17 protein-coding genes and 1 tRNA gene are annotated in these 16,678 nt (G+C 55.2%); 6 read left to right on the top strand and 12 right to left on the bottom strand.

All coding sequences use genetic code 11. The features are described from left to right. Positions 1 to 1,117: 1,117 nt before the first annotated feature. Positions 1,118 to 1,603, bottom strand: a complete 486-nt coding sequence (apcD, locus tag NK55_RS04505; RefSeq protein WP_024124606.1) for an allophycocyanin subunit alpha-B — start codon at positions 1,601 to 1,603, stop codon at positions 1,118 to 1,120. A 197-nt stretch (positions 1,604 to 1,800) separates the two neighbouring features. On the opposite strand from apcD, the gene serS reads away from it, so the two are divergent. The 3 genes from serS (at position 1,801) to NK55_RS04520 (ending at position 4,553) form a co-directional block, all read left to right on the top strand. Then, the gene (serS, locus tag NK55_RS04510) at positions 1,801 to 3,093 is read left to right on the top strand and encodes a serine--tRNA ligase (protein WP_024124607.1); all 1,293 of its coding nucleotides are present in this window, start codon (positions 1,801 to 1,803) and stop codon (positions 3,091 to 3,093) included. Continuing rightward, positions 3,090 to 4,433, top strand: coding sequence for a UDP-N-acetylmuramoyl-tripeptide--D-alanyl-D-alanine ligase (murF, locus tag NK55_RS04515; protein ID WP_024124608.1), 1,344 nt, complete (start codon positions 3,090 to 3,092; stop codon positions 4,431 to 4,433). Before serS ends, murF begins: the two co-directional genes overlap by 4 nt. Before the next feature lie 48 nt (positions 4,434 to 4,481). Further along, positions 4,482 to 4,553: transfer RNA gene (locus NK55_RS04520), tRNA-Asn, on the top strand. Between the two features lies 1 nt (position 4,554). On the opposite strand, the gene NK55_RS04525 is transcribed toward NK55_RS04520, so the two are convergent. The 9 genes from NK55_RS04525 to NK55_RS04565 form a co-directional block, all read right to left on the bottom strand. Beyond that, entirely contained in the window at positions 4,555 to 5,169 is a 615-nt protein-coding gene (locus NK55_RS04525) for a hypothetical protein (protein WP_024124609.1), read from the bottom strand. A gap of 119 nt (positions 5,170 to 5,288) precedes the next feature. Continuing rightward, positions 5,289 to 6,197 carry a MoxR family ATPase gene (locus NK55_RS04530; RefSeq protein WP_024124610.1) on the bottom strand — a complete coding sequence of 303 codons (909 nt, stop codon included), beginning with the start codon at positions 6,195 to 6,197 and terminating at the stop codon, positions 5,289 to 5,291. After that, positions 6,190 to 7,137, bottom strand: coding sequence for a bifunctional riboflavin kinase/FAD synthetase (locus NK55_RS04535; RefSeq protein ID WP_024124611.1), 948 nt, complete (start codon positions 7,135 to 7,137; stop codon positions 6,190 to 6,192). The genes NK55_RS04530 and NK55_RS04535 overlap by 8 nt, the downstream gene beginning before the upstream one ends. A 106-nt stretch (positions 7,138 to 7,243) precedes the next feature. Further along, positions 7,244 to 7,504 carry a 2Fe-2S iron-sulfur cluster-binding protein gene (locus tag NK55_RS04540; RefSeq protein WP_024124612.1) on the bottom strand — a complete coding sequence of 87 codons (261 nt, stop codon included), beginning with the start codon at positions 7,502 to 7,504 and terminating at the stop codon, positions 7,244 to 7,246. Then, entirely contained in the window at positions 7,501 to 8,496 is a 996-nt protein-coding gene (locus NK55_RS04545; protein WP_024124613.1) for an aspartate carbamoyltransferase catalytic subunit, read from the bottom strand. The genes NK55_RS04540 and NK55_RS04545 overlap by 4 nt, the downstream gene beginning before the upstream one ends. Then, on the bottom strand, positions 8,493 to 9,011 hold the full coding sequence (locus NK55_RS04550; RefSeq protein WP_024124614.1) for a phosphoribosyltransferase: 519 nt from the start codon (positions 9,009 to 9,011) through the stop codon (positions 8,493 to 8,495). The genes NK55_RS04545 and NK55_RS04550 overlap by 4 nt, the downstream gene beginning before the upstream one ends. Before the next feature lie 5 nt (positions 9,012 to 9,016). Further along, a complete protein-coding gene (locus tag NK55_RS04555) occupies positions 9,017 to 9,952 on the bottom strand; it encodes a phytoene synthase (RefSeq protein ID WP_024124615.1) in 936 nt (311 codons plus the stop codon). Continuing rightward, entirely contained in the window at positions 9,936 to 11,369 is a 1,434-nt protein-coding gene (gene pds, locus NK55_RS04560; protein ID WP_024124616.1) for a 15-cis-phytoene desaturase, read from the bottom strand. The genes NK55_RS04555 and pds overlap by 17 nt, the downstream gene beginning before the upstream one ends. A 98-nt stretch (positions 11,370 to 11,467) precedes the next feature. Then, positions 11,468 to 12,103 (bottom strand): chorismate lyase, encoded by a 636-nt coding sequence (locus tag NK55_RS04565; RefSeq protein ID WP_024124617.1) that lies wholly within the window; start codon positions 12,101 to 12,103, stop codon positions 11,468 to 11,470. A gap of 127 nt (positions 12,104 to 12,230) precedes the next feature. Here NK55_RS04565 and NK55_RS04570 point away from each other — a divergent pair, with 127 nt between their 5' ends. The 3 genes from NK55_RS04570 to NK55_RS04580 all read left to right on the top strand — a co-directional run bounded on the left by NK55_RS04570 (position 12,231) and on the right by NK55_RS04580 (position 15,544). Then, positions 12,231 to 12,887, top strand: coding sequence for a Mo-dependent nitrogenase C-terminal domain-containing protein (locus NK55_RS04570; protein WP_024124618.1), 657 nt, complete (start codon positions 12,231 to 12,233; stop codon positions 12,885 to 12,887). Positions 12,888 to 12,906: 19 nt separating this feature from the next. Next, positions 12,907 to 14,229, top strand: a complete 1,323-nt coding sequence (gene rimO / locus NK55_RS04575) for a 30S ribosomal protein S12 methylthiotransferase RimO (RefSeq protein WP_024124619.1) — start codon at positions 12,907 to 12,909, stop codon at positions 14,227 to 14,229. A gap of 76 nt (positions 14,230 to 14,305) precedes the next feature. Continuing rightward, positions 14,306 to 15,544: a sensor histidine kinase KdpD gene (locus NK55_RS04580; RefSeq protein WP_024124620.1), complete on the top strand. Its 1,239-nt coding sequence runs from the start codon at positions 14,306 to 14,308 to the stop codon at positions 15,542 to 15,544. Here NK55_RS04580 and NK55_RS04585 read toward each other — a convergent pair. After that, entirely contained in the window at positions 15,514 to 16,368 is an 855-nt protein-coding gene (locus NK55_RS04585) for a DNA-formamidopyrimidine glycosylase (RefSeq protein WP_024124621.1), read from the bottom strand. The two genes, NK55_RS04580 and NK55_RS04585, sit on opposite strands and share 31 nt — an antisense overlap. A gap of 11 nt (positions 16,369 to 16,379) precedes the next feature. Then, entirely contained in the window at positions 16,380 to 16,610 is a 231-nt protein-coding gene (locus NK55_RS04590) for a photosystem I reaction center subunit IV (protein WP_011057407.1), read from the bottom strand. Positions 16,611 to 16,678: the final 68 nt, after the last annotated feature.

Raw genomic sequence — 16,678 nt, forward strand, 5'->3', positions numbered from 1 at the left:
ACAGCTGCCAAAATCGCCACCAGCCCAATCCCTTGGCAACAAGTGCCCAAAACACCAACGCTGTCCACTGCCGCCCGATCGCCGGCAAGCCCACCAGCAACCCAGCCAATCCATCCCAAGGGTGTGCCCGCTGTACCCGCAGTTGTTGTGCAGGCAACAGAACAATCATCGGCACATTCAAGGCAGCCAGTTCAGCAGTATTGGCGCCAACCGTAGTCACACAGAGAGCAACCTGCCGCAGCAGGGGATAGTTGGGTAACTGCTGCCAGAGATAGATCTTTGTACCCCTCGGCGTCTCCAGATAGGGCAGGCCTTCCCTTGGCTGGATCAGTGTGGCAGTTGTGCCCTCAACGTGCTTGAGTTCGGGGTTAAAGCGAGGATTGGCATAGCAACTGAGGGTGTTGAGCGTCAGGGTCGGTGCCACTGGAATCACACAGTGAATCGGGGGATAAGCAGCCGCTAAATGGTCGGCGATCGCCAAGGAAAGGGGAACCCCCAGCTTGAGCTTATTGGGCTTGGATCCTACCATCAACCCCACAAGGGGAGCATCTGGGGCAACGCCCAACTGTTGGCGGACATTGGGGAGAGAATCGAGGGCAAGGGCTTGCGCATCGGTCATCAGGTCCCCCACCACCGCCACCTTGGCCTTGGTGTTGCCCACGGCTAGAGGACGCCGCAGCCCAATGCCATCCACCCATCCTTGCCAGCGTGGCTGCCACTCGCAGTAGAGCACACAGCGATAGCCCAAGCGCTTGGCCAATAGTACCGCAAAGAGTTGATCTCCCCCCAAAAAGACCACAACCCCCTGGGGAAACCAATCCCAATTGCTGCGAGTGGTCTTTGTGCGTAGGAGGTGCCAAAATTCGGTGGCTGGCAGCACCCGAGCTACCCCTGGATAGCGGCGAGCAATCTCTGCTTCCTGACCACTTGCATGGGGACAGGGAACCATCACCACTGAAACCCGCCACCCCTGTTTGACCTGTTGCTGCAGCGTTGTTACAAAAGGGTAGACCCAAGTGGCCAGTTCACCGGGACCATTGCTGACAACCACAATTTCAAGGGGAGATGTCATAGGTTCTCTTCCCCTTGAAGGAAGAATTGACTGCCGCCCGTCGCCCTAGGACATTTCCTGAATAATGTAGTCAAAGTAGGGTGCCGCCACTTCAGCATCTTCAGTGCTCAAGAGGGCCAAGGAGGCGTCCTTGAGGCAACGTATGGCTTCTGCCATCCCTGTCATCGGCACACCAAGGGAGTTGTACATTTCCCGTACCCCAATAATACCCGTGCGCTCAATGGGGTCTTTGTCACCGGCGAGGATGCCATAGGTAATCAGGCGCATATACCAGCTATAGTCCCGTAGACACAGGGCACGCTGTTTCTGGCCGTAGGCGTTGCCCCCCGGTGAGATAAAGTCAGGCCGCTTCTGCCACAGTTGCTTGCTGGCTTGCTCTACAATCCGTTTCTCATTTTCGGCCAGGGTTGTGGCAATGCGGAGGCGTTGCTCACCCGTTTGGAAAAAGTCACTAATCGTCTGGAGTTCGCCCGTGGTGGGGTAGCGCAATTCATCGTCCGCTTTAAGAAGAACCTGACTAATGACACTCATATTGCTAACACCGCTTAATACATCCCTCATTTTAGAGGACGGCGACCCCTTGTTGACACCACCAATGATCAAAATCTCAACGGTTGGTAGGAGGAATTTAGTCATCTCGATAGTCAACAACACTAAGACAGCTCCCTAGAGTCAATTTCCCCCTTGGTGATAGGATCAATGCGGTTTGCGCTGGTTTTCGTCCACCTGTGATTGATCTAAAACAACTGCGAGAAAATCCCCAAGCCTTTGGCGATCGCCTGCGGCGGCGCGGCGGTGACTTTGACCTCGACCGCATTTTAGAATTGGATGCGCAGCAGCGACAGCTTGAACAACAGCGATCGCAACTCCAAGCCCGCAGTAATGAGATTGGTGCCCTCGTCGGCAAAAAGATCAAGTCCGGCGTTGCCCCCACTGACCCCGAAATTCAAGCCCTCAAAGCCGAGGCCAACGATCTCAAGCAAAAACTCAGTGATCTGGAGCCCCAGGAACGGCAGTTGAAAGAGGAGCTAGAGAGCCTGCTGCTGACGATTCCCAACCCCCCCAGTGAGACCACCCCCATTGGCCGTGATGAAACTGACAACGTTGAGGTGCGGCGGTGGGGGGAGGAGTATAAACCCACCTACCCTTGCCAGCCCCACTGGGACATTGGGACTCAATTGGGACTCTGGGATGTGGAGCGATCGGTCAAAGTAGCTCAGAGTCGTTTTGTTACCCTATTAGGCATGGGGGCTGCCCTTGAGCGGGCCTTGATCCAATTCATGCTCGATAGCCACCGCGAACGCGGCTATGTGGAAGTCTTGCCGCCTTTGCTGGTCAATAGTGCCTCGCTGACGGGAACAGGGCAGTTACCGAAGTTTGCTGAGGAGAGTTTTCGCTGTGCCGATGACGATCTCTGGCTAATTCCGACAGCGGAAGTACCCGTGACGAATCTCTACCGTGATGAAATTTTAGCCGCCGATCAACTCCCCATTTACCACTGTGCCTATACCCCCTGTTTTCGCCGCGAAGCAGGCAGCTACGGCAAAGATACCCGCGGTCTGATTCGACTGCACCAATTTAACAAAGTGGAGTTGGTCAAGTTTGTTCACCCGGAAACCTCTGCCGCTGAACATGAAGCCCTGGTGGCGGATGCCGAGTCCATTCTCCAAGCCCTGAAGCTGCCCTATCGAGTGATTGAACTGTGTACTGGGGATTTGGGGTTTGGTGCTATGAAGTGCTACGACCTGGAGGTGTGGCTCCCCGCTGCGGGTTGCTACCGTGAAATTTCCAGTTGCTCTAACTTTGGCGATTTTCAGGCGCGGCGTGCCAAGATTCGCTTCAAAGGGGCTAAGCAAAAGGGAACGCAGTTTGTCCACACTCTCAATGGCTCTGGCCTAGCTGTTGGGCGAACCATGGCGGCCATTCTCGAAAACTACCAACAACCCGATGGAACGGTGCGGGTACCGGAGGTGCTGCAACCTTATCTGAAGTGCAGCCACATTGGCGGGGCAACATCGTGAAGACCACCCTAGGGGCGATCGCCCAAGCTTTGGGGTTAGACACGACTCATCCAAATCTGCCCATCACAGGAATTTGCACCGACTCTCGCCAAGTCGCCGCTGGCAACCTGTTTGTCGCCCTGCGGGGGGCAACCTTTGATGGCCATCAATTTGTCGATCAGGCAGCTGCCGCTGGAGCGATCGCCCTGATGGTCGAAACACCGCTGTCTGCTGCGCTTCCCCAACTTCAGGTGGCCAATACCCTGAGTGCCTATCAGCGCTTGGGACAGTGGTGGCGGCAGCAATGTCCAGCCAAAGTTATTGCCGTCACTGGCTCCGTGGGCAAAACCACCACCAAGGAAATGATTGCTGCTGTCCTCCGTCACTATGGCACGGTCCTCAAGACCGAAGCCAACTTCAACAACGAGATTGGCGTGCCCAAAACACTTTTACAACTGGAACCCCACCACCAGTTTGCAGTGATTGAAATGGGGATGCGTGCTCGCGGTGAAATTGCCCTGTTGAGCCAGATTGCCCAACCGGATGTTGCGGTGATTACCAACGTTGGCACTGCCCATATTGGCCGCCTTGGTTCGCGGGAAGCCATTGCCCAAGCCAAATGCGAACTTCTTGCGGAAATGCCCCCAGGGGGAACAGCGGTGCTCAATGCCGATAGTCCCCTACTTTTGCCGACAGCGGTGCAGGTCTGGTCAGGGCGCACTATCACCTATGGCCTTGAGGGGGGCACCCTACGGGGAATCTACCAACCGCCCCAAACCCTCCATGTGGGTGGACGCACCTACACCGTCCCCCTTGCGGGGGCACACCATGCCCTGAACTTTCTGGCTGCCCTTGGGGTGCTGCAAGCCTTGGACATCGAGGGCGATCGCCTGCCTTCACAGTTGACGCTAGAATTGCCCGGTGGTCGCGGTGGTCGCTATCGCCTCGAACCAGATATTCTGCTTTTAGATGAAACCTACAATGCGGGCCTGGAATCCATGGTGGCGGCTTTGCACCTGTTGCGATCGCTCCCCGGTCAGCGACATCTGGCGGTTCTTGGCCCGATGCGGGAATTAGGCGCCTTTTCTCTCTCCTTCCATGAGCAGGTGGGGGCAACTGTTGCCGAATTGGACCTCGATGGCCTCTTAATCCTCGATCAAGGTGACGAAGGGGCAGCCCTTGCGCAGGGAGCAGGGCGGATTCCCACTCAACAATTTGGTTCCCATGAAGAATTGGTGGAGTACCTATTGCGCGAGTTACAAGCAGGCGATCGCCTCCTCTTTAAGGCCTCCCATGCCGTTGCCCTTGATCGAGTGGTCACTGAACTGCGGCAGCGCTGGCCAAAACTGCAGTCGGGTTGAGACTTGCCAACAGCGGTGAACTACGCTACATTAGAAAATTGCTGATATTCCTCAGTAGCTCAGCGGTAGAGCGGTCGGCTGTTAACCGATTGGTCGCTGGTTCGAATCCAGCCTGGGGAGTTTAGTAACTTGAGCCGCGATAGCGCCGGCGAGGCTGGCCGTTATCTTCACTCTTTGGTGCCGGAGCTGTGTCGGCAACGGTGCGAATGCCGCGATATTGGGTATTGGGTGGAGCAGCCAGAGGCAGGGGCGCGGGTACTGACGGGGTTGGGACTGGTGTCGGTGCTGTTAAGCAACTGAGGCTTTGCATTAGGGCATCCTGCTGAATTGGTAGGGCATCGAGGATCTCTAACACTCGAGTTAGATGGGAAACAGCTGTAGCAATGAGACTCGACTCTTCGATACGGGGCAAGAGATCCACAGCCCCCATACGCAAGGCCCAGCGCCGTTCTACTGCACTAATTTGGCGATCCTGACCCGCTGTAATGACCACAGGCATCCCCGGAAAACGAGACTGTGCCACCTGACAAAAGCGGTAGGGATTGGTGACCGTCATCCCCATATCCAACAGGAGCAATTGGGGCAATGCTAAGCCAGCCGCTTCCATCTCCTCTAGCAAAGTAAGAACGTCAGCATCAAGGTTTTCCCAAATGACAGTAATGCTTTGACTGCTGAGGATGTTGTGCCAAATTTCTCCCTGCCGTTGGAGGGCTTGTATCATGAATATCGTTGTCATAAATGCTTAAATCCTTCGACGGTTGCGAGGGCAATCGCAATGTTAAAAAGACTTAAACACTACAATGACAGGTTGGCGATTGCAGAGATGTTCATAGAGAACAGTCGCACCAACTCTCCCTAGGGAACCGCTACCGTTTCCAACAATTCTGCCACACAGGCACGGCCTGAGCGCCCGGCGGCTGTAATCAAACGATGAGCCAAGACGTGGGGAGCCAATTGCTTCACATCATCGGGGAGGACATAGTCACGGCCATTCAGGAAAGCCAAGGCCTGAGCGGTGCGCTGCAGCATCACCGTACCGCGAGGACTGACCCCCAAGGTAATGCAATCACTTTCGCGGCTCGCCCGCACAAGGGCAAGAATGTACTTTTGCAAGACTGAATCTACCCGCACCTGTAGCACCTGCTGCCGCAACTGTTGAATCGCCGCCAAGCTCAGGCACGGTTCCAGTTGATTGACATCTAAGCCCCCCTGCACCCGTTGCAGCATTTGTAGCTCCTCTTCCTCGGTGGGGTAGCCCAAACTAAAACAGAGGGCAAAACGATCCAACTGCGCCTCCGGCAGTGGAAATGTGCCTTGGTACTCCACCGGGTTTTGGGTGGCAATGACGAAAAAAGGCTGAGGCAGGGGGTAGGTGACACCATCAATGGTGACCTGGTACTCTTCCATGACCTCTAGAAGTGCTGATTGGGTCCGCGGCGTAGCACGGTTAATTTCATCCGCCAGCAGGATATTGCAGAACACAGGACCTGGGCGAAACTCAAACTCCGCTGTTTTGGGATTCCAGATATTAGTGCCCGATAAGTCGGTGGGCAGGAGATCGGGGGTGGCTTGGATGCGCTGAAAGGTGCCCGCCAGCGATCGCGCCAGGGCTTTAGCTAAGAGGGTTTTTCCCACCCCTGGTACATCCTCCAGCAAGACGTGTCCCCCCGCCAGCAATCCCACCAACAGCAGTTCAATGGCCGCTTCTTTGCCCACCATAACTTGTCCAAGGTTATTCACCAGTCGCTGTAGGGGTTCACGCATAGGAGACTACTCGTTCTAAGAGATCAGCCGCTACTTGGCAATCGGCAGCAATTTGCGCTTGTAGGGCAGCCAAACTGGAAAATCTGAGCTCAGGACGAATAAATGCCTCCAGGTGGAGCGTGATCTCTTGGTTGTAGAGATTTCCCTGCCAGTGCAGTAGGTGCACTTCCGTCCTGACCTCCTGCCCCCTCACTGTGGGTCGCACGCCGATATTCACGACCCCCACCTGCTCCCTGGGGAGAGCTGCCCCGCTGACACGGCAGGCATAGACACCGTAGCGAGGCAATAATTTTTCGGGAGGGAGGGCTAAATTGGCCGTAGGAAATCCCAACTGGCGGCCCAACTGTTCCCCTTGAGTTACCGTGCCTGTTAAGGTATAGGCGCGTCCCAACAGCTCCCGTGCCAAAGCCACATCTCCCGCGGCCAGGGCGGCTCGTACTGCTGAACTACTGACGCGATCGCTCCCCCAACAAAAGGGGGGCACAATATGCACCGCAATGCCAAAGGCAGCACAGAGGGTGCGCAAATCTTCCGCTGTCCCCGATCGCCCCCGGCCAAAGCCAAAATTAAAACCAACACTCAACACCTTGGCCTGCAACTGCTGTACCAAAATCTGCTCAACAAACTCTAAAGGCGAGAGTTGGGCCAGGGCCTGGGTAAAAGGCAGCACAATCACCTGTTCAATACCATACTGGTTCAAAAGGGCCCGTTTTTCGGCCTCTGGGGTCAGCAGCAATCGCTGTTCTCCCGTAAAAAATGCTTGGGGATGGGGCGAAAACGTAATCACTGAAGGGCAACAGTCGGCAGGCGCTGCCTCAAGGAGAGTACGGATAACCTCTTGATGCCCTCGATGGACACCGTCAAAGTTGCCCAGGGCGATCGCCGTTGGAGTTTGCAAGGGTAGGGCACTCTTAAATTGACACAGAAAACATTTTGACACATCGCACCCAAGTGCAACACGCCAGAAAACCGCCATTGGAATTTTCTATTCACTTCATAGAATAGATTCCCATTTGGTCTTGACCACTGTCGAAGCTTGCCTTGCCTCACCAGGTGGGATCCCGAAAAACATAAGCCGTAATGTGGGGGCAGTCGTCTAAAGTGGCGGGGGCGCGATCGCCCGCAATCGTGGAGATACAGGCGCGAATTTCCGCGCCGTCCTCCAGTTCAAGGGTACAGGCACCGCAACTGCCCATGCCACAACCCGTGGGAATCTCTACCCCCGCGCGTGCTGCCACGCTCAGCCAACCTTCACCCGCTGCCGCTTCCACAGACACCTGATCCGGCAGAAACGTTACTCTAATCATGGCTTGACTCCGTGGTACGTTCCCATCAAATACAGTAATGCCATCCGCACTGCCACCCCACTGGCTACCTGCTGATTCACTAAGCTGAACTGGGGATCATCCAGTAAGGCCGAACTCAATTCCACACCGCGATTCACCGGTCCTGGATGCAATACTCGCACATCGGGTCGGCACAGGCGCAGCCGCTCATGGGTAATGCCAAAGTGTTGATGGTATTCCCGCAAACTGGGAATTAAGTGCTGATCCATGCGTTCCTGTTGCAGGCGCAGGGTCATGACAATATCGGCATCGGTTAGGGCGGGTTCCAGCGTCCAGTGGAGGGTTGCCCCATAGTCTGCAAATTCTGGCGGCAAAAGGGTGGGCGGCCCTGCCAAGTGAACATCGGCCCCAGCGGTCTTGAGGCTATAGAGGTTCGATCGCGCCACGCGGGAATGACGAATATCGCCAACAATGGCAATTTTTTTTCCCTGCAACAGGGCACAGCGGGGCTGACGCGGATCGTAGAGTTGGCAGAGGGTAAACAGATCAAGGAGCGCTTGGGAGGGATGCTCGTGCAAGCCATCGCCGGCATTGAGAACCGCCACTTGGCCGCCCAGGCGATCCATTTCCGCAGCAATCGTATGGGGTACGCCCGACTGCTGATGGCGAATCACCATGAATTCTGCCCCCATCGCCCACAGGGTCTTAGCGGTATCCAGGATGGTTTCCCCTTTGTTGAGGGCTGAGGTGCCAGGAGAAAAGTTGAGAATATCGGCAGAAAGACGTTTGGCCGCCAGTTCAAAGCTATTGCGAGTGCGCGTCGAGCTTTCAAAGAAGAGATTGGCCACAACCCGCGCTTGGAGGGTGGGGACTTTTTTGGTGCGACGATTCAGGACTTCCTGAAAGCTCAGTGCTGTTTGCAAAACAATATCCAGCTCCGCCAGTGTAAAGTCTTGGAGGGAGAGGACGTGGCGACGCTGCCATTGCAGAGGTGGAGGGAGGGTAGGCGTCATGGACAGGAGGTTAGCGTTTGAGCAAGATCAGCGGCTGTCAGGTGTTCGTAGCGTTCAAAGGGTTGATGGATCCAAGGATTTTCGGGCAGGTAATGAACGTAGTAGTCCGGACGAATGCAAGAGGCCGCTTTGTACCAGAGGACAGCGGTGCGCACTTCCTCCACTGCAAAACCATATTTAACCTCCAGCCAGCGCCGGCTTTTTTGCAATGAAAGACCAGAGTCCACCAAATCATCCACCAAAAGGACATGGCTGCCCAGGGTAGCGGTGGTCATCGTTAAGTCCTGGGCAAAGGTAAGGCGACCCCGCTCTTGATTATTGACACCGCCATAGGAGGACACTGCCAGAATTGCCAGGGGTTGATTAAAGAGGCGGCTGAGAATGTCCCCCACCCGCAGGCCGCCCCTAGCCAGGCAGAGAATTTGATTGAACTGCCATCCTGATTCATAGATGGCGATCGCCAACCGTTCAATTGTACGATGATACTCTTCCCAATCTACGTACAAATCTGCCATGGTACCTAGAAGCTGGCCTTGAACCAAGAAATGGGAATAGAAAGCAGCTTGCGCCAGTCAGAAACAAAGGCGCGCCGATTAAAGACATCGTAATCGTTAGCTTCAATGACATCAAGAATCTGGCGATAGAGCATCAGCGCTGACCACACGGGCCAACGGGCATCCCGCTCGAGGTAGGCAACCCCCACTTCTGCTTCTCGATAAAATTGCCGTGCCCGCTGAATTTGAAAGCGCATTAGTGCCCGCCAGCGATCGTCAATGACTCCGCGCTGTAGGTCTTCTTCGGTGTAGTCAAAGGCAGCCAAGTCCTCTAGGGGCAGATAGATACGCCCCCGCCGCATATCTTCGCCCACATCCCGCAGGATATTAGTGAGTTGATTGGCAATGCCAAGGGCAATGGCCTGATCCTTGAGGGTACCTTTGGCCCGATAGGGATCCACCCAAGGGGCACAGAGGCGATCGCTATAGGGGTCTCCCCCCATCACCCCAAGGGACATTAAGCCAACGGTACCAGCCACGCGATAGCAGTAGAGTTCTAACTCAGCAAAGGTTTCATAGCGACTGCGGTGCAAGTCCATCCGCTGCCCAGCAATCATGTCCCGAAAGGGTTGGATGTCGAGGGGATAGTGCTCCAGGGTTGCCGTCAAGGCCAAGTCCATACCATCGTGGGGGCGACCGGCAAAAATGTCTTCAAGGCGGGCTTCCCATTCATCGAGGGTGGCAATTGTTGTCGTTGCTGCTTGCGGGCCATCCACCAGTTCATCGGTGCGTCGACACCAAACGTAAATCGCCCAAATGGCCCGGCGCTTGGCCAGGGGCATCAACAGTGTGCCGAGGTAAAACGTCTTGGCGTAGGTGGCAGTGACCTGACGACACAACTCGTAGGCTTCGTCGAGGGAAATCAGGGGAGGGACGTACTCGGCTCTAGGCAGTTGCAGCATTGGCGACAGTCTGAGTAGAGGGTTGGGGGGGCTGTGGGGCGTTGCTCTCTGCAAGCCGCTTCGCGATCGCCTGCGCTGTCAGCTTACCAGAAAGCACGGCACCTTCCATACTCCCTAGGTAGGGCTGCAGGGTGTAGCTCCCCGATAGGAAGAAGTTAGGAATGGGCGTGGCCTGATCCGGGCGAAAGGCTTGGCGGCCGGGGGTGGCTTTATAGACTGAGCGGGGGGTTTTTACCACCGCTGTTTTCAGCACTTTAGCAGGTTCCGGTAGGTGATTGGGGAAGAGCTTGGCCAGTTCCGCAAGGGTTGCCTCAATAATGTCCTCATCACTACGACCAATCCACTCCGCGGCAGGCGCCAATACCAGCTCTAGCATTGACTTGGCGGGATCGGCATAGCCCTTGCAGGTTTCGCTCATATCGGCATAAACACTCAGCAGAGGCGATCGCGAGAAGAGCAGGTGATCCACCGTAGGCAATTTGCGATCAAACCAGATTTGGACGTTAATCACAGGGACGCCTTCGAGGCCATTCAGCTTCTGGAAGAAAGGCAGGTCTTGCCACGGCTTCGGCAGCAACAGTTTAATCGCATCCACAGACATTGCCGACACGTAGGCATCGGCAGTCACTTCAAAGCGCTGTTGTCCCTCGCGATCGGCCATCACAAAACTCTGCACTGAAAGGTCCTCCTTGAGAACAATTTCCCGCAGGGCAACATTGGTATGGACTTCACCCCCCCGCGCTGTCACGTAATCCACAATGGGCTGACACAGCCGTTCTGGGGGTGCCCCATCCAAGAAAGCAATTTTTGAGCCATAGCGCTCCCGCAGGAAGCGGTTCATCGCCGTCAGGGGAATCGTGGCCGAGACTTCATCGGGGTTCAGGAAGGTGAGTGCCTTGGAAGCTGCAATAAAAATGTCGGAGTTTACCCGCTCATCGATCCCTTGGCGTTGTAGCCACTCTAGAAGGGTGTACTGATCCATTGCCTCGACGTATTTTTGGCCGCGCACAATCGCTGGCCACAGCCCCAAGGCAAAGCGGCACTTCTGCTCCCACGTCAGCATATCGTTGTTGCGCAAAATGGAGAGCAGCACATTAAAGGGGGCAGGAATATCCGGGACATCAAACCACGAGAGGACCCCTGGCTTTTCCGGTTGGTTAAAAATCAGGGCATGGCGTTTCCATTGTAGGCGATCGCTAATCCCCAATTCCTCTAGGAGTTGCAGCATATTGGGGTAGGCGCCAAAAAAGGCGTGCAAGCCTGTTTCCACCCAATCGCCATCGGCATCCTGCCATGCCGCCACCAAGCCCCCAAGAACATTGGCACGCTCAAACACAATCGGGGTGTGTCCTGCATCCACTAGATACTTGGCACAGGCTAAGCCCGCTAAGCCACCGCCGGCAATTGCAACTCGCATGAATAACGCTACCCTAACTGACGAAGATGAACCCAGTCCCTTAGGGGGACAAAAATCTTTTCATATTATATTTACAAAACGTTACGGAAACACCCGCCTTAGGCTAATGTTGGGTCTGCATTTGCCCAATAGGCTGCACTTCCCATCGGGCCAAGGTAACGGCAGAGGTAGGGAGAAAAGACTTCATAGATGAGGGTAATGGGACGGCGATCGTGCCAAAAGAGGTAATGGCGTCCCCAAAAGGGTCCTGCTTCCCCAAAGGCTGCCGCCAACGTTTCAGAGTGGCCTAGATACACCGCCTGAATGTCCCGATAAAGCTCCACCTTGCGCTGGGCGAGGTTTGTCCAAATGGGCATGGCACGGTTTTGCAAATACTCATCCACATGGGCGGCTTCCCACCAGGAGGTGGCATAGGCCAAGCGTTGACCCGACGCTGTGCGTAGCCACACTTGACGCCGGAGCCGTGGGCCGGGAATTAGTTGCAGTTGCGCGGGGGCGCGATCGCTGGCATGGCCAATGGCCGACATATCAATCACATCCACTTCCGTGGTTTCGCCAGTCAGCAGTTGCAAGTGGCGAGTGGGGGAGCCATCCCCCAGAATCAGGATTTGCCACGCCGGCGCTAAAAGATCATGGGGCAGTCCTTGGGCGATCGCCGCCGCATCCCCCTGCCAAATGGGATCAAGGGCATACCAAGGGGTTGAGCAGGTGGAGGGCAACAGCGAAACAGTCAAGGCCGTGACACAGTGCTTAACAAAACTTCGTCAATTGTAGCAAGGATTTTCTCTGTGGCTGAGGGTGGCACGGAAGGCCAAGACCTAGAGTACAGTCGTAGTGAGCAGCACTCTTGGGGTAACCTCTATGGCAACCACCGCAGCATGTACCCTTGAACTCACACCGGAACAAACGGCCATTTGGATCAAGGGGCTTTTGAGCGTTGCCTGTGCCGATGGTCATTTTGATCCGGAAGAGAAGCAACTGATTGCAAGCCTGATTCAAGAGGAAATTGCTCCGGAAATTGACACTGATCACTTTGCCCCCGTCACCGACGCAGAACTGGTGGCAGCCTTTGGGGGCGATCGCGCCCTTGCCGAAAATTTTGTGCGTACCGCCGTGATGGTGGCGCTTGCCAATGGCATTTACTCCCAATCAGAGGATGCCGAACTGCAACGCTTCTGCAGCGCCTTAGGACTAGAAATTGATGCCCTAGAGTCCCTAAAACATACCCTTGATGGTCAGCACGGGAGCAATGAACAAACCCTGCGCCTGTTGGATCCCGTGCGCCATTGGCTGGATGGGTTAGAGGTCAAAGATGCCAAGGTCGCTCGCTTTCTCTGCCGCCTGATTCCCCCCCAATGCCCCTTTGAGCGCGACATTACCCTCTTTGGTCGCAAGATTGTCCATATTCCCCCCCTCTGTAAACTCAATCCCCTTTATGATCAGTTAGTGGGGCTGCGCTTCCGCGCGCTCACCTATTTAGCGGATGAGTGCGGCGAAGACATTACCCCCTACTGTTAGATGGTGCTGACCTGTTTAGATGCCAAACCCAACAAAACCGAAAATTGCCTTTGCCCACCTTGGCTGTGATAAGAACCGCGTGGATACGGAGCACATGATTGGTCTGCTGGCCGCAGCGGGCTATGGGGTGGGTACCGATGAAACCGAAGCCGACTACGTCATTGTCAACACCTGTAGCTTTATTCAAGCCGCCCGCGAAGAGTCGGTGCGCACCCTAGTAGAGCTGGCGGAGGCCAATAAAAAAATTGTAATCACAGGCTGCTTAGCCCAGCATTTTCAAGGGGAACTATTGGCAGAGCTGCCCGAGGCGGTGGCCGTTGTCGGCAGTGGCGACTACCAGCACATTGTGGAGGTGATTGAGCGGGTAGAAACGGGTGAGCGAGTACAGCAAATTAGTGCGGTGCCCACCTACATTGCCGATGAAACCGTTCCCCGCTACCGCACCACGCCGGCGCCTGTGGCCTATCTGCGGATTGCTGAGGGCTGTGACTATCGTTGTGCCTTTTGTATCATTCCCCATCTGCGGGGCAACCAGCGATCGCGCTCCATTGAGTCCATTGTTAGCGAAGCTCACCAGTTAGCGGCTGAGGGGGTCCAAGAAATTATCATTGTTTCCCAGATTACGACAAATTACGGCCTGGATCGTTATGGCCAACCCCAACTGGCGACTCTGATTCGCGCCCTCGGCGAAGTGGATGTGCCGTGGATTCGCTTGCACTATGCTTATCCCACTGGGCTAACCCCTGAGGTGATTGCAGCAATGCAAGAAACCCCCAACATCTTGCCCTATTTGGATTTGCCATTGCAACATTCCCATCCCGAGGTCCTACGGGCGATGAATCGGCCTTGGCAAGCAGGGGTTAACGATCGCCTGATTGAACGGCTGCGGCAGGAATTACCGGAAGCAGTGATGCGGACGACCTTTATTGTGGGCTTTCCCGGTGAAACCGAGAGCCAGTTTGAGCATCTCTGCCAGTTTGTGCAGCGGCATGAATTTGACCATGTGGGGGTGTTTACCTACTCCGCCGAGGAGGGGACTACTGCCTATGATCTGCCGGATCAGATTCCCGAGGAGATCAAACTGGCGCGGCGCGATCGCCTCATGGCACTGCAACAACCCATTGCCCACCGCAAAAATGCCGCTGAAGTGGGTAAAACCGTGCCAGTGCTCATTGAGCAGGAAAACCCGCAAACGGGGGAATTCATTGGGCGATCGCCCCGATTTGCCCCGGATGTGGATGGGGTTGTCTATGTCAAGGGAGCCGCTACCCTAGGCACGATTGTCCCCGTAGAAATTACTGCTGCTGATATTTACGATCTGTACGGCATCATCCCCGCCTAAGTTCGGTTTTAACCCTAGGCGAATCGGAAACGTTGGGGCTATGGTCAAGGCAGTTGGGGACGTTGCATGGGCTGCTATGGGGCGCTCGCATTCCACCATTGATCGTTATGATACCCGTGCCAGCGATCGCTTTTGGCAGTGGCAAGCGGGGGTTGCTGCCTTAGAAAAATTATTGGCAGTGATACATCCCATTGAGGGCTTTTTAGTTTCTTTCCCCAGCCTTATTCTTCAAGACTGTCCCTTAAAAACCTATGTCCTCATTCCCCAGGGGCGATCGCTTCCCTCCTTGCCGCCGTCAGAGGCCAATTCTGCTCTACCGGCAATGACCCTTTTGCCCCTAGTTCAGGGGGGGATGAGTCCCTTTTGCTTGCTTCTAAGTCCAGAGGTGAATCTTTTGCTGGTTTATCAAAGGGAGCAAGGACTGCACTTTTCCTTTGCCCCTGAGGAAATTCATGCTTTTTGGCAGCAGTTGCGGCAGCAACTTCCCTTAAGCGATCTCCACGCCATTGATCAGTGGTTTGCCAGCGTGGAGATGGTACCCCCGAGCTATCGCTTGGTGAGTCAATTTGGTCAATGGCTGCTGGACTATAGTCAACCGGAGACCACGCCCCTGCCTGTAACTTCTATCCCCATGGCCCCTGACATTCCGCTGCTCCAAGCCCTCTCCCACGAGGTGCGTACCCCCCTCACCACCATTAATACCCTTATCCAATTGCTACAACGGCAAGAGAATCTCCCTCAGCGCACATACCAGTATCTGCAAAAGATTGGTCAAGAGATTCAAGATCAAATCAGCCGCTTTAATCTCCTGAGTGATGCTGCTGAAATCTTCACCAGTCCTAACCCCAAACCCCGCCTTGCTTTTGGGCAGACCCACTTGGCGGAACTCTTGACAACCAACTTGGCTCGCTGGCAAAAACAGGCGGCGCGGCGTCAGGTCAAATTAGTGCTAGATTATCCGCCCAACTTACCCGTTGTCCTCAGTGATCCAGCCTCCTTAGACCAGGTCTTGACTGGGTTAGTGGAATACTATAGCCAAACCCTTGCCTCGGAGAGTGAACTGCAATTGGTGGTGCAGCGGGCAGGACAGCACGTGAAGCTAGAATTACGATCGCCCCAGTACAAGCACCGCAGTGATCTTGCTGCCTTGGGGCACCTCCTCCTCTGGCATCCGGCGACCGGACAAGTGAGTCTGAACTTTCAGGCGGCAAAACTCCTCATTGAAGCAGTTGGCGCTAAGGTGATTCAACGGCGCGATCGCCAAGCGGGAGAAATTCTCACCCTTTACTTGCCCATTGCCGAAAACAGTGGCTGACACTGGGGACAATAGTGACTGGAGCGCCCTGCCAAGCGCAGCCGTTCAATGGTTGTGCCACAGACGCGGCAGGCCTCCCCTTTGCGACCATAAACCCATGCTTGAGCCCCATAGCGACCATTCACCCCCGCCGGCGTGACAAAGCTACGAATTGTCGTGCCCGCCGCTGCAATTCCTGCCCTCAGCACTTGGCGAATGACCTGGTGGAGGCGCACAATCTGCTCAATGGTTAGGGTATTGGTGGGTAGGGCGGGGTGCAGACCACTCAAAAAAAGACTCTCATCGGCATAGATATTGCCCATGCCCGCAACAATAGTTTGATCCAAGAGCGCCGTTTTAATAGAGCGACGACACTGAGCCAGCCGGGCCGCCAAGAATGCCACTGTAAAAGCCTCACTCAGGGGTTCCGGTGCCAAGGTGGCCAGCGCGGGAATTGCTTTCTCTGGGCGGCAGTGTGCAGGAACCCACCAACAGCGACCAAAAGTTCGTTGATCCACAAAGCGGAGTTCTGCCGTCGTTGGGAAAAACCAGCGCACACGCGTATGGGGACAGGGGGGCTGGGGAGTGGTTAGCCACAACAACTGGCCACTCATGCGCAGATGAATCACGAGGCGACTGCCGTCATCTAGGTTGGCCAAAAGGTACTTGCCCCGTCGTTGCCACTGTTCAATGGCGCGATCGCGCAAGCGATCGATGAACGCTTGCGGCTGTTTGGGAAGGGCAATAGAACGGGCTAGAAGTACGTTAACCTCAACAATAGGTTGTTCAAGGGTGACGACTTCTAGCCCACGACGTACTGTTTCAACTTCTGGTAATTCCGGCACGATCCCAGAAACTATTTACCTTTTTTGGGAGGAGCCACTTCCTGCACTTCGTGGAGCGCGAAGTTATTCGTGTTCACACCGCTGGCACTGCCGCTGTAGCCCGTGTAATTGACTTTGTCGAAGCGCACAATCACAGGGTATTTGACGCCGGGGGTCTGATCCACAGAGGCGACGGTGCCCACTTCGTTGTACCAGTAGGATTCAGGGCGGAGAATCTTGACTTTAGAACCACGTTGCACCATGAGTTATCGTCCTAAAAATTTCTCAACGGCTAGAGTTAAGCCTACTATGATTACTACGGCTTGTTACG

It is taken from the genome of Thermosynechococcus sp. NK55a, assembly GCF_000505665.1.
Taxonomy (GTDB): Bacteria; Cyanobacteriota; Cyanobacteriia; order Thermosynechococcales; family Thermosynechococcaceae; genus Thermosynechococcus.